This window comes from Chromatiales bacterium (assembly GCA_024234935.1).
GTDB lineage: Bacteria > Pseudomonadota > Gammaproteobacteria > Steroidobacterales.
In genome coordinates, this window is the sequence record JACKNI010000001.1 from 817,724 (window position 1) to 831,406 (window position 13,683).

The window sequence follows — 13,683 nt, forward strand, 5'->3', positions numbered from 1 at the left end:
CGCCGAAGGCAACCAATCCCGTCACGCCCGACGGCCTGAATCCATGTCAACCAGCGACCCGTTTGGCGCCGGGAGGCTCTGCGCGGCCTTGCCAGTGGTCCTCGCGGCACCGATGGGCTCAGCCTGGCGGGCCTGCCAGACCAGATCGTCGATGCCCTCGCTGACCGGCACGAAACCGTTCACACTCTCCAGCAGCAGGTTCAGGGTCTGCTCGCAGTCAAAGGCATTGCCGGCCAGCTGGAACTGGGCCAGGAAATGCCGCACCTTCGGCCAGGGCAGCGATTCTTCCATGGCGCGCATGATCATCGGGTGCTCGGTACGCGATACATCGGTGCCGATCAGCAGCTCCTCATAGAGCTTCTCGCCATTGCGCAGCCCGGTGTAGTGGATGGCGATATCGCCCTCTGGATTGGCCTCATCGCGCACCGTCAGCCCCATCAGGTTGATCATGCGACGGGCCAGATCGGCGATCCGCACCGGTTCACCCATGTCCAGCACGAAGACATCCCCGCCCTGACCCATCGAGCCGGCCTGGATCACCAGCTGGGCCGCCTCGGGGATGGTCATGAAATAGCGGATCACGTCTTTGTGCGTGACGGTCACCGGCCCGCCATCACGGATCTGCTTGCGGAACAGCGGCACCACCGAGCCCGAAGACTCGAGGACATTGCCAAAGCGCACCATGCAGAACCGGGTCTTGCTGCCGCGCTCGGCCATCGCCTGCAGCACCAGCTCGGCAAAGCGCTTGGTGGCGCCCATCACGTTGACCGGCAACACGGCCTTGTCGGTGGAGATCAGCACGAAGGTTTCAACGCCGGCCTCGTCGGCAGCTTCGGCGGTATGCCAGGTACCGATGATGTTGTTGTGGATACCCTCGATCATGTTGTATTCGACGATCGGCACATGCTTGTAGGCAGCCGCGTGATAGAGCGTCTGCACGCCGAAGGCCGCGATAACGCCGCGCACGCGGTCGCGGTGATGCACGGAACCAAGCAAGGCGACGATTTCGGTCCTGAGTCCACGCGCCTCGACAAGCTTCGTCAGCTCCTGGTCGATCTGATAGAGGGCGTGCTCGCTGATCTCGAACAGCACCAGCCGGCGCGGCCCGAGTTCGATGATCTGCCGGCACAGCTCCGACCCGATTGAACCACCCGCACCCGTGACCATCACCGACTTGCCGCGTATGCAGGCATCCAGCAGGCCCTCGTGCGCTGGCACGGTTTCACGGCCCAGCAGGTCGGTGGCATCGACGTCGCGGATATCCTCGAGACGCGCACGCCCCGAAAGCAGGTCACCGATATCAGGCACGGTCTGCAAGCGCACCGACTGGCTGCTGAAGCTGTCGATGATCGTCTTGCGCTTGCGCCGACCAGCCGACGGCATGGCCAGCAGCACCCGGTCGATGCGCAGCGAAGCGAGCTTCTTCGCCACCTTCACGGGGCTGACGACCGGCAGTCCGGCAATCGTCCGCCCCTGCAACTCGGGGTTGTCGTCGATAAAAAGCACCGGCAGAAAGTCACGGTGGTTTGTTGCCGCGGCAACCAGGCGCAAACCGGCGCGGCCTGCGCCGTAAATCGCCACGCGCTCACTGCCCAATCGGCGATCCGATACCAGGGCACGCATCAGGAAGCGGCTGCTGACAAGTCCAATGATTGCAAAGGCATAGAAAACCAGTGCAAAGGAAACGAGCTGCTCGCCGGTCTCGATGCCCAGCGCCGCAATAATCAGGGTCATGGTTATCGTGATCAGGACTGTGCCGCCCAGTACGCCAAGCACCATGCGCGAACCAATGAACCGGATGATCGCCCGGTAGAGGCCCTGGCTGGCGAGGGCCGGGATACCGATCAGCATCACGGCCGGAAAAAGCCAGGCAATCGCCGGGCTGGACGGGAAGGAAAACCGGTGCAGGACCAGCAGGCTCAGAGTCAGGGTCAGGACCAGAACACCGGCATCGCTCATTGCCACGATGAGGCGCTTGGCCAGCGCGGGAAGCTGGATCAGCCGGGATTGGACTTTGGCGACTCTCATTCGTCCCCCCTGGTTTTGCCGCATTATAGCGACGGTGATCAGCCGCTTGCCAGAACGCTGTCAGGCTGCCCGGGACGTTACCACGCTGCTCGCCCCAGGTGGCGGATGAGGCACCAAGCGGTCTCGACGCTGGGCGATACGCACCAGCTCAGGTGGCGCGCTGCGACGTTCGAGATCCTGTGCGACCGCCCGCAAGGCTTTTTCACGCGACAAGATCGTCACGGCAGTCAGCAACACTAGCTTGAGATCGAGTGCAAGGCTGCGCCGCTCTATGTAAAACAGCCCGAGGCGGCTCTTCCACGGTCTGATCAGCTGGTTATAGGCCAGGTCCGGATCGGCCTGCCCCTGCAGGATTTCGCCTTCGTCGGCGAAGACTATCGAAGCGTAATCGGTAATGCCCGGTTTCACCGTCAGCAAGCGCTGCTCGAGATCCGTATAAAGGCGCGTCTCCCGTTCCACGTTTGGACGCGGCCCCACCAGGCTCATGTCACCGATCAGGACGTTCCAGAGCTGGGTCAGCTCATCGAGCTTGTAGCGACGGATGAAATGGCCCACAGGCGTGATACGACTGTCGCCGGCAGAGGTTGAATCGACGCCAGACCTGTCGGCACCGATACGCATGGAGCGCAGCTTGACCATCCGGAACGGCCGCTGATCAAGGCCAACACGCGAAGCCACATAGAAAGGTGAATGCCTGTCCTGCCACCAGACCAGAAACATCACCGGCAGCAGCACGGGCGACGCCAGCACGAGCCCGCCAAACGACACCAGCAAATCAAGCAGACGCTTTGACATGAGCTTCCTGACGACCAAGAGTGGCCCGGACCGCATCGACGATGGTCGCAGCGGTCGGGTAGTAGATACTCTCGAGAGCCTTGCTGGTCGGGGCCGGGGCATCAGCCAGCGCAATCCGCACGGGCCGGCTGCGGAGCTTCGCGGGATCAACAGCTTCCGTCACCGCAGCCAGTATCTCGGCGGACCAGCCAGCGGTACGCCAGCCACCGTCTACCGCAAACAGCCGTCCGGTTTTCCCGACTGACCTGATGATCTGCTGCGCATCGAGCGGACTCAACACACGAACATCGACAACTTCAGCAGAAACACCCCCGGCAGCCAGCAATTCGGCTGCCTGCTCGCAGAGATATGTCGAGTGACCCGCACCGACCAGCGTGAGGTCGCTGCCCTCACGCACCACCTTCGGGCCTTCAGCAGCCAGCGGTCGCTCGACTATCGGCGGGAGAACCGCTTCGCGATCGTAGAGCCAGCGATCATCGATATACATCACCGGGTCGTCACACAACACGCTGGAAATCAGCAGGTCGCGTGCGTCCTGCACGCTCGCCGGCATCACCACCCGGAGGCCGGGAACATGGGCAAACCAGCTATGCAACGCCTGGGAATGCTGTGCACCCTGCTCGCCGCCGCGATTGATGATCGCGCGGATCGTCACCGCCGGCGAAACCTGCCCGCCCAGCATGTGCCGCCACTTCGCAGCCTGGTTGATCACCTGATCGGCCGCCAGCACCATGAAGTCCATGCGCGGATGGATCACGATCGGCCGGTAACCGCACAGCGAAGCCCCCACAGCGGCCCCCGTACAGGCAAGCTCCGAAACAGGCGTATCGATAATCCGGTTCTTGCCGAACTGCTTGTCCAGGTCAGTCATCGTGTTGCCGACGTACCAGGGACTCCACAAGCCCTGGCCGATCGCAAACACCCTGGGGTAACGATCCAGCAGATAGACAAAGGCCTCGCGGATCGCCTCGCCATAGCCGACCGGCCTAGTCATTGGCGTACACCAGATCGAGCAGTGCCGCGGTCGGCGGATACTGCCCGGCCTTCGCTTTCGACACTGCCTCCGCGACCTCCGCGTGCACATCGGTCTGCAAACGCTTGAGCTCGGCCTCGGTTACTGCCTTTCCGGCCAGCAAGGCTTCGCTGAGTCGCCGGATGGGGCAACGTCGCTTCCAGCTTTCCACATCTTCCATGCGCCGGTTGACACCGACATCGATATCTTCATTTGGACCGACGTGGCCCCGAAAACGATAGGTCACGGCTTCCAGCAAGCCTGGTCCCTGGCCGGCGCGGGCCGCGTCGATCAATTCCTTCGCGGCACCCTGCACGGTGAGAACATCGTTGCCATCGACGGTACGGTTACGGACCCGGTGCGCATCGGCATAGCGTGCTACCCGGTCGCTCGGCTGCCGGAACTGGATATCGAGATGACTGGCAAACAGGTTGTTCTCGCAGACGAACAGGATCGGCAGGTTGTAGACGACGGCCAGATTGAGCGATTCGTGGAACACGCCCTCCTCGCACGCACCGTCGCCGAAGAAGGCCACGGCGATGCTGTCGGCGCCATCCATCTGTGCGGCAAGCGCGGCACCGACTGCTATCGGAATCGTCGCACCCACGAGCGGCACGGAACCATGAAATCCGACCGATGCCCCGTAGAGATGCATGGAGCCGCCCATGCCGTGCGAGACGCCCTCAACCCGACCGAGGATTTCCGCCAGCAGTCCGAACGGCGAGCCGCCCAGCGCCAGAAACTGCGAATGAGAGCGATGGCCGCCAAACACCCGGTCGGTATTGCGCAGCTCGGCACAGACGCCGACCGCCACGGCTTCCTGACCGATCCCGAGGTGACACGGCGTCTTGGCGAGTCCCGCAACGACCAGCGCTGCAACCTGTTCCTCGACCACCCGTATCTGCCACATCGAACGCAAGAGGCGCAGCAGCCCGGCAGTATCCTGACCGGTGATGTCCAGCGGCTCTCTGAAACGGGCCGGATCCGCAAGTCCGCCCAGATCTGATCGCCAGGTATCCCTTGCCATGCTCAGCGGCCCCGGCCGTAGAAGCTCCGGATGCATTCCACGACGTAGTGCACGTCAGCGCTGACCATCGAAGTATTCATTGGCAACAATAAGGCCCGACGATACAAGAGCTCCGTACGCGGCAAACTGTAGCCTGTCAGACCCAGACCGGCGTACTGGTGAACGGCCTTGCCGCCGAACTGAACGATGGTCCGCACACCGCGTTCCTCAAGATGCTTCTTCAGCGCGTCGCGACGCTCCGCCTCGATTTCATAATTCTGGTAGACATCGTGATGATCGGCGCTGGCTCCCGGCGCCGGCGGCAGCAGCAGTTCGCCGAGATCACGCAGGCCCTCGTCATACAAAGCTGCAAGCGCCCGCCGGGTGGCCAGATCCTTGTCAAAGGTCCTGAACTTCACATTGAGGATCGCGGCCTGGATGTTATCGAGCCGGGAATTCGTGCCCCAGGCAACCACTTCGCCCTCACTGTTGCGGCCGTGATCGCGCAGCAGTGCGAGTTGTTCACCCATCCGGTCATCGTTGGTTACCACACCACCGCCATCACCGAAGCAGCCAAGCAGCTTTGCCGGATAGAAACTGAAGGTGCCTGCGGCGCCGAAGGTACCGGCATGGCGACCCTTGAACTTCGAGCCGAGCCCCTGGGCGGCATCCTCGATGACGCGCAGATCATGGTCCACCGCCACCTTCATGATCGCGTCCATGTCAGCGGTCCGGCCATTGAGCTGCACCGGCATGATGGCTTTGGTCCGCTTTGTGATGGCCTGACGGGCAGACGCCGGATCGATCATGTGATCGTCGAGGCACTCGACAAGCACCGGCGTCGCGCCTGCAAAATGAATCGAAGCGGCGCTGGCAACATAGGTATGCGAGGGTACGATCACCTCATCACCGGCACCGATCCCGGCCGCACGCAGGGCGATGATCAGCGCGTTGGTGCCATCAGCGACGCCATACGCATACTTCACGCCCAGATAGCCGGCCAGCTTCGCCTCGAATTCGGTCAGGTCGCTTTGCAGGATATAGGCACCACGCCGCATCACATCCGTGACGGCGGCGGTGATTTCGGCTTCCTGGGACTCAAACAAGGCGCGATAGTTGAAAAACGGGACCTGCCTGGTGGACGCCATCGGCAAACATTCCTTGTCAAAAAACGGGGATCAGGCAGTCCGAAGAGTTGCCACGCAATAGATTACCTTGTGAGAGCGATCAGGAACACCAGCAGGCAGCGGTGCAGGCTCGATGACGGGCGCCGAAGATTCCGCGATCTCGGCGGGCATCGGCACCGGCTTGCCGAATACCAGACGCTTGAGTAGCTGCTTGCCACGCATGGTCTTGGGCATCAGGCCCGAGGCGACGACAAACTGCTTTACCGGACGGAGCAGGCGCTGCTTGGCGGATACGGCCGAAACACTGAGGTAGCCGAAACAGCTGGTCTCGAAACCTTCCTTCGCGAACTGCTCGCCCAGTTCGGCCACCCCCAGATACAGGTGACTATAAGGACTCGGGTTGAAATCAGGCAAATCCTTGTTGGCAGTTGCGATGAGTACCTTGCCACCCGGTCTCAGAACTCTCCGGCACTCGCGAATGAACGCCGGCACATCAGGCAAATAGTAGAGCGCCTCGAAAATGATCAGCACGTCCTTGGATTGATCCGGGTAAGGCATCGCCTGCGCATCAAACTGCCGGACGACGACACGACCGCCATAATGCTGACGCACCCGCTCTATCATCGGACCACTGAAATCGCCGGCCTCAAAGGATCCGGCTACCCCGTTCAGCACACCGATGCCCGGTCCGGTGCCACACGCGAGCTCCACCACATCCTTGCCAGCACAGTAGCGACTCGCCCATGCGTATCTATGACAGAGGCGGTCGAGCTGCTCTGAAGTGATCGGCTCGCCCGCCATCTCGGTGACGTCCTGGAAGTCTGTGCTCACTGCGTTCACCGATAAACACCCGAAGTGCCGCCAATCAATACTGGCAACGTAAAATGGGCCGCACCATAGCACGCGGCTCTTCCGATATCCGAAAGTAACTAAGACGTTGCCGAAACCCCAACCGGTACAGCTGCCGATGACTCAAGAAGACTCACGTAGCGTTTGTAAATAGTCTCCGCTGAGTACTGCTTGTCGAATAGCGAACGCGCACACATCGCCTGCCTGCTGCGCAGTCTCGTATCCTCGGAAAGCCGCAATATTTTCTCAGCCAAATCCTCAGCCCGTCCCGCCATATAGGACAGACCAATATTGTTTTCATCAATTATCGTGGCCGCCTCGCCCGTCAAAGACGACACAACAGGCAGACCAGCACTCATATATTCAAAGAACTTGTTAGGCAGGCTCATTGAGGCTCTGGGTTCATAGGCAGCAAGCCCGGCGTAGGCTATCGCAGACATACCGGCAATTTCTGCAGCACCAAGCCAGCCTGTAAAAACCACGTTAGCCAGATCATGTGCATGCCGCTTCCACTCTGTTGCCCGCTCACCGTCACCACTGAAGACAAACAGTATTCTTGGACTCCCGGCAAGAATACGTGCAGCATCAATGACCGTTCTGAGATCAATGTTTCCGACGAACGTACCGCAGAACCAAAAGATCTGCCTATCCGGATCGACACCGAGGCTCCTGAACCGGCCCAATACCTCATCAGGGCATCGCTGAGGAGTTGACTCACCCGTATATCCGAGCGGAATCATCTGGTCGGCACGACCTGCCGAACGGTTGGCCATGAGCAACCCCCATCTTAGGTAAGCATCTGAAATTGCAATCAGTCCAGCAGATTCTTTCATCGTGGCGACGGCCTGCCGCCGCAGCGGCCAAATTGCCAGCTTGACAGCAAATCGCGACCAAAGTGGCGCCCGACGAACGATCTCATCAGGCCACAGATCCCGAATGTCAGTAAACACGGGCACACCGCGCTCCCTGCCGTACCGAACTACGGCCCGGCAAAGCTCGATTGGAGGATACGAGGCGGCGATAACATCCGGTTGCGTCGCCCGCTGCGCGATAGCCGCGAAGCGCTGGCCTAGCTCTCTATGATTGAGAAATCTGGCAAGCGAAATATTTCTCGCGTAGGGCCTGCCCTTGAGAAACTGAAGGCGAAGATTCGAACTGATCTCTGAATTTGCTTCAGCTTCTTCAAAGTAGCGCTTATTGAAGTGATCAAAAGACGATGTCCACCAGGTGACCTGATGTCCACGATTGGCCAGAAGCCTCGCCAGAAATCCGCACCGCCACAGCCTGTCACCAGATGAGTAGCCTGGAAGGGGTTCACCGACAGTAACCAGCCAGATACGGAGCGGGCGGACACTAACCACACGCTATCCCTTCAGAATGTGCGAGCTGACAACTGTCGCGCGCGATATTTGCAAACCCCACCTCACCGACCATCCAAGACTGCAGAATAGTTTTCACTCAGCAACCTTACACACGCCGGCAACGAGTATTCTTGCTCAACACGCCTGCGCCCCGCTTCGCCAAATCTGTTCCGCAGATCCGTGTTGTCTATAAGCGTCTCAATCGCCAGCGCAAGCGCTCGTACGTCACCGGGCGGAACCACCAAACCCGTTACCCCTGATTCGACAACCTCTGGTAGCCCGCCAACATTACTCACTACGACTGGAATGCCACACGCCTGCGACTCAACGACAGATACACCAAAACTCTCGCTATGGTCTATTGACGGATACACCGCAACATCCAACTCCTGGTGGTAACGATGGACCACATCGTTGTCCACACGTCCGACAAATGTTGTCGTCCGGTCTATTCCAAGCTCTACAGAAAGGACTTCGAGATCCCTCCGTAGCGCGCCACCCCCTACGATCACAAGCCGCATCGGCGTCTGTGGCCGACCGGCGCATATTCTCGCAAACGCGCGCATCAGAAATTCCATTCCATACTTAGTCTCTAGGGACTTTATCGTTCCAATTGTAATTGGCCGTCGTCCACCTCCGTCTTTTTCGACGGGAGAGAATCTCTCAAGATCAATGCCAAATGGGACAACATGGACATTTCCATTGCTCACCAACTCAAGAACCTTTGTGCGCATCGTGTGACTGGTAGAAAGAATTCGATTTGCATTACGCAGAACATACCCAATTGCAGCCTTATGCAGCGGCGTAACAGATGGCGTTGTATACACATCTGCCCCCCATGCTGATATCACCCGTGGTCGCAATCCGGCGATTGTCGCCAGAACGCCGTAACTACTTACGTAGTGAGCATGAACAATGTGTGGATCGAATACTCGTGCCAGGGATTTCACCTTAGGCAGTGTCCCGATGTATGAAAGCTTCCGCAAACCGCCATCGGCCGAGTAAGCGACGCCGGGGTCTATTCCAGCGGTTTCCAACCGGACATCAACAGAGGCCCACTCATGCGGCGACTGTGGAGCCGCCAAACTGTAGACAAGCACCTTATACCCAGCAGCCGACAACGCCCTAGCCCAGCGCAGAGTGTGGGCTGCATTCGCATCTGACAACCAAAATATTCGTTTTCCGTGCCCGTCGCTATTCACCAGATAATCCCGCCCCACAATTCCTTTGCACAGGTGCCTTCGGGAGCAATCCTCCCAACTTACTGACCGCCCATACCAGACACCAGGCAACTGGAAGAATGTATGCAAAGTACCCTAATCCAATCGTGGAGTTTCCTCGCGCCACCATCAGATAACCAACTATCGTCGCCGGAGCAACCAGAACGACGACCTCAATCGGCAACGCAAGCAAGATACGATCTATGCTGTAAAGAACCAGCGGTAGAATGGAACACATGACTACCAGCCCAAGCCATCCACCATTCATCCACGCTTCACCCCAAAACGTCGGATGAAGTGATCCTTGGTCACCAATCTTCAACACATCGAGAATCTGGCGGATAAACATTTCACCATCAAAAAGGCCAGAATTGGCGGCATGCGTCCAGAGCATATAGGTTGGATCAATTGGCTTTAGATCCACTGCCCAGGATCGCGGCACGTACATTAGTACCCATCGAAGCACGGTAGCCATGGGCTCGACACCGGGAATGTAGTTTTCAGAAAGTACGAAATAGTAATAACCAAAAATATCGCTTTCACCTCCTGTCCAGTCGATATTCGCTATGAAATCTAAAATGCCTTCTTCAGGTGCGAACCGCCCCTGAGCAATCGAAATCAGCCCCCCCAGTCCAATCCCCCGTACAAATCTGCCGGTCACATGCAGCACCATGACCGCCAGCAGCAAAGCAATTGCGCCCCACATCAGTGCAGACTTACTACTTGTCAGGCGTCTGCGCGTATGAAGATCGAATGCGACAATCGCGGGAATCGTCAGAAACGCGGCACGTGATCCGTAAATTGAAATAAGCAATAAGGAAAGCAAGAATAATCCTACGGCTGGCAAATGTTTTCCTGACCGCCAAACAACCCAACAAACCGGAAGCGCCATGAACAGCAGAAGCGTCGCAACAGAGTCTGCGAACCCAAGCGCATCGCGAGCGTCCTCCCACGTTGAATCTAGCACTACAACGCCCCTACGGGCCGTAATCATGACAACCACAGCAAGCGCGGACAAAGCAATTACCAGGTAGTTGCCAGGCTTCTCTCCCACGGCCTGAACGACTGGCTCAAATGACCGATGAGAAGAATGCTGGTTGACGCGCTCCAAGCCCTCCAGGACACCGACTATGAGCACGGCCCCAAGAAGCGCGACGAGTTCGCCTTGAATGACCACGTCGACACCAAATTGATCAAGAAACGCGTAGACGCTTGGCAGCGCCAGGACATGATAACCAGCCAATCCTGCAAGCAGCGCCGTACAAATCCGAATACGCTGGAGTGCGGCCCATGCTCCGTATCCCAGCACACCTGCCACTGTCAGATGCAGTACAACGAGCGCGAGAAACAGCATGCTCACGGCGCCATCCTCATGGGGAGCAAATCAGCACGCATGAAGTAAAGGCACGCACATAGCCCAATCAACTCTCCGCCAACCCAGGCAAATGCAATAGACATCAGGTCCCTGCCGACGATCAGCAAGGCCGCGCCAATCACGACAGATCGGAGACATTCAACAAGTGCAGATACCTGTGGCTTCCCACAAGAACTGCAGTAGACAGAAAAGATACGCAGCATCGCCTGTGGAACAATCGACACGAATACCACGGCATATAGGCCTACATACCTGCCATACGGTTCGCCAAATATAAACCTGACAAGCGTCGCTTCGAAAAGCAGGAGGCCGATACAACAGATTACGGCAACACCAAGAACAAACGACATGGATATCCGCACTTCTCGCAAGCGACTCTTCCCCTCCAATGGAACCCACCATTTGAAAAGAAGCGGCATGCTTAGCACCAAAGGTGTTGCCGCGGTCGCTACCAAGGTAGCTGCAGCACCAAATGCGCCAACAGCGTCTGGATCAGCCACAACTATACCGACCCACTTAAGGGCCAGAAGCATTGCCGCCGCTTGGAATAACGATGGTAGCCATGACGATATACTGAAAGGCAAGAGGTCTTTGATATCGGCCAACGTATTCGCCAGTGTCAGCCGACCCAGCTTCGGCACAAAAATCAATACAACCAGAACAACTGCCGCCGCATATGCGCCGAGAAAAACCACACGCCCAGCTATTCCGGAGAACGAACCTTCCCCTGCCCCATATACCAACCAGCCGGCCACCAAAACCAGCAGCACAACATTTGGAACAGCGCTGATTCGTGCAAATGTAGCCGCCGAATGCGTAGCCAGTGAGATTCCTCGCAAATCGCCATAAATGACACACAGTGCAACGGTAACCCCCATCACCAACGGACCAGATACACTCATCCCGACAGACCCAGACGGCACAAGTACATACCACGCCCACACAACAAGTCCTGCAGTAACAGAGTGGACTGTCACGATACTCAAGCAAGCATCAAGCGTTTTTTTTTGACTCCGCAAGAAGAAGAGAAAGGACTGCGGTAAGCCGATCAGCGCCAGAGCAGCGAGGAAATCTATTGCGGCCTTTAACGTACTGAACTCGCCTTGCCCACCCGGACCGACCACTCTGGCGATCAGAGTCACACACGCAAACATTGCCAGCGACCCGACTCCCTGGAGAAGCACGGTTACTACCAACTCACTTGAACGTGTAGGTACCTTCACCGCGTCTGGTCGACTCTAGCGGCACTCATAATGAGGTTTGATGGATAGAGGCGGCGCCCAAAAGGCCGACATCCACGAGCAAGGCCATGCACTAATGTCTTTAGACAGCGAACAGGCCAGGTACCACTGTACTGGCTACCCAGAAGCTGCTCACGAAGCATTCGACGCTCAACGTCGTAAGATGTTTCATGAGACCACACACGGACACAAGAGACAATTCTCAATCCAGCCCGCACAACAAGCGCACGCCCAGCCTCTTCGGTATACCGGCGAAGATGGCCAGACTTGTCAGAAAATCCGTAAGGTCGCCGCAAATTGAGCCAATTGTCCTCAAGCGGCAGGTTAACCAACACCAGGCTCGCCGACTCTCCCGCACGACGAAGGAAATCAACATCATCAGGAACATGCTCCAGAATATCGCTGAGCACCACCACGTCAACCGCTGGACCATCGTAGAACTGCGCATCGGAGAAGGTCACGTTTCTGTATCGATTTTTCGCCTCCTTAATATTCGACGGAGAAATATCGAACCCATACTTCTCCAGGACATCACCATCCGGCCCATACTCCGGATACGAGGCAATCAACTCACCCGTCGCGCACCCAACTTCAGATATTGAACGGTAGTTGAAGCCATCTGGAATGACAGACAACAAGTGAGGAATCTTGAAGGTCACCACCTCCAGCAAGATCTGCCGAGCTTCAAACGACAAAGGATCACGCCGCGCGATGTATTCGGCATGATTATCGTAGAGAACATCTAGGGCAATGCCAGCCGCTGAGGCGCGGTCATCTTTTTCGACATCCGCTATTGGTGATGCGCTCATCTGCACCACTCCCTTTGAGTCACGCATCCAGTTAGCTTGCGGGCGGCCGCATCAGCAATGCCGCACCAAGCCCTACTCCCCCACCAATGACGGCGCCAAACAGCGTTAATAACAGCAGGTTTGGCCAAACATATTCATCGCCTTGCGGAGGAAGTGCGGGGTCGATGACCCGAAGTGCATACTCCGGATTAATCTTAGTAAGCATCGATTTCTTGATTTCGTCCTGGAGCAGCCGAAACAGTACAGCCCTCAGCTCGACAAGATCGGCGGATGCAATCTGCTCATTGAGGTAAGCAAGGCTTTGCGTTGCCGCTACGTACGCCCTCTGACGCATCGCTTCATTCAACTTCGCAACAAGACTATTCAGCCATTCCGCCGCTTGAGCAGGATCGTGCCACCGCAAGGTGAGCGTAATTACCCCAGTTCGCCGGTCCTCTTGAAAATGCAGAAGCTTAGAAAACCGACGATAGCCATCAGCTGGAGTTGGGGCATCCTTGCGGCCACCGACCAAAGCAAATCGGCTGACAGCGCAAGCATTATCCGCACACAACGCCGGCAGTATCCCGGCATCTACAAGAAACTGTTCGCCGAAAGCGCGGGATCGCAACACCTCCAGCGCTTCATACTTTGCTCGGTCTCCGCCGACTTCTCCAATGCCAGCCAGATCGGCCAAGCCACCGAGACCGCCTAGCGAAAAACCATCGCCGTGGATCTGTTCTGATGGCAAGACCTTAATCGAAGCCTCGTAGATCGGCGTTACAAACGCAGAATAAACCAAGCCAAAAAGAAGCCCGAACAAAGGAAAACCAGCGAACCACCAACGCCAAACAAAAAATTGCCGGGTCAAATCCGTTCCCTCA

General features: G+C 57.7%; 12 protein-coding genes. All 12 read right to left on the reverse strand.

Annotated features, from left to right (window positions below):
• Nucleotides 1–21: 21 nt before the first annotated feature.
• Nucleotides 22–2,028, reverse strand: a complete 2,007-nt coding sequence (locus tag H6979_03915) for a polysaccharide biosynthesis protein (GenBank protein MCP5138987.1) — start codon at nucleotides 2,026–2,028, stop codon at nucleotides 22–24.
• 60 nt (nucleotides 2,029–2,088) lie between these two features.
• Nucleotides 2,089–2,823, reverse strand: a complete 735-nt coding sequence (locus tag H6979_03920; protein MCP5138988.1) for a sugar transferase — start codon at nucleotides 2,821–2,823, stop codon at nucleotides 2,089–2,091.
• Nucleotides 2,804–3,817, reverse strand: coding sequence for an alpha-ketoacid dehydrogenase subunit beta (locus H6979_03925; GenBank protein MCP5138989.1), 1,014 nt, complete (start codon nucleotides 3,815–3,817; stop codon nucleotides 2,804–2,806). The genes H6979_03920 and H6979_03925 overlap by 20 nt, the downstream gene beginning before the upstream one ends.
• Nucleotides 3,810–4,862 carry a thiamine pyrophosphate-dependent dehydrogenase E1 component subunit alpha gene (locus tag H6979_03930; GenBank protein ID MCP5138990.1) on the reverse strand — a complete coding sequence of 351 codons (1,053 nt, stop codon included), beginning with the start codon at nucleotides 4,860–4,862 and terminating at the stop codon, nucleotides 3,810–3,812. The genes H6979_03925 and H6979_03930 overlap by 8 nt, the downstream gene beginning before the upstream one ends.
• 2 nt (nucleotides 4,863–4,864) lie before the next feature.
• Entirely contained in the window at nucleotides 4,865–5,989 is a 1,125-nt protein-coding gene (locus H6979_03935) for a DegT/DnrJ/EryC1/StrS family aminotransferase (GenBank protein ID MCP5138991.1), read from the reverse strand.
• A gap of 30 nt (nucleotides 5,990–6,019) precedes the next feature.
• On the reverse strand, nucleotides 6,020–6,799 hold the full coding sequence (locus tag H6979_03940; GenBank protein ID MCP5138992.1) for a class I SAM-dependent methyltransferase: 780 nt from the start codon (nucleotides 6,797–6,799) through the stop codon (nucleotides 6,020–6,022).
• A gap of 98 nt (nucleotides 6,800–6,897) precedes the next feature.
• Nucleotides 6,898–8,178 carry a glycosyltransferase family 4 protein gene (locus tag H6979_03945; GenBank protein ID MCP5138993.1) on the reverse strand — a complete coding sequence of 427 codons (1,281 nt, stop codon included), beginning with the start codon at nucleotides 8,176–8,178 and terminating at the stop codon, nucleotides 6,898–6,900.
• A gap of 62 nt (nucleotides 8,179–8,240) precedes the next feature.
• Nucleotides 8,241–9,380 carry a glycosyltransferase gene (locus H6979_03950; protein ID MCP5138994.1) on the reverse strand — a complete coding sequence of 380 codons (1,140 nt, stop codon included), beginning with the start codon at nucleotides 9,378–9,380 and terminating at the stop codon, nucleotides 8,241–8,243.
• A complete protein-coding gene (locus H6979_03955; protein MCP5138995.1) occupies nucleotides 9,373–10,758 on the reverse strand; it encodes a hypothetical protein in 1,386 nt (461 codons plus the stop codon). Before H6979_03955 ends, H6979_03950 begins: the two co-directional genes overlap by 8 nt.
• Nucleotides 10,755–11,915, reverse strand: a complete 1,161-nt coding sequence (locus tag H6979_03960; protein ID MCP5138996.1) for a hypothetical protein — start codon at nucleotides 11,913–11,915, stop codon at nucleotides 10,755–10,757. Before H6979_03960 ends, H6979_03955 begins: the two co-directional genes overlap by 4 nt.
• Before the next feature lie 77 nt (nucleotides 11,916–11,992).
• Nucleotides 11,993–12,823 (reverse strand): class I SAM-dependent methyltransferase, encoded by an 831-nt coding sequence (locus H6979_03965; protein MCP5138997.1) that lies wholly within the window; start codon nucleotides 12,821–12,823, stop codon nucleotides 11,993–11,995.
• Between the two features lie 31 nt (nucleotides 12,824–12,854).
• Nucleotides 12,855–13,670 (reverse strand): hypothetical protein, encoded by an 816-nt coding sequence (locus H6979_03970; GenBank protein ID MCP5138998.1) that lies wholly within the window; start codon nucleotides 13,668–13,670, stop codon nucleotides 12,855–12,857.
• Nucleotides 13,671–13,683: the final 13 nt, after the last annotated feature.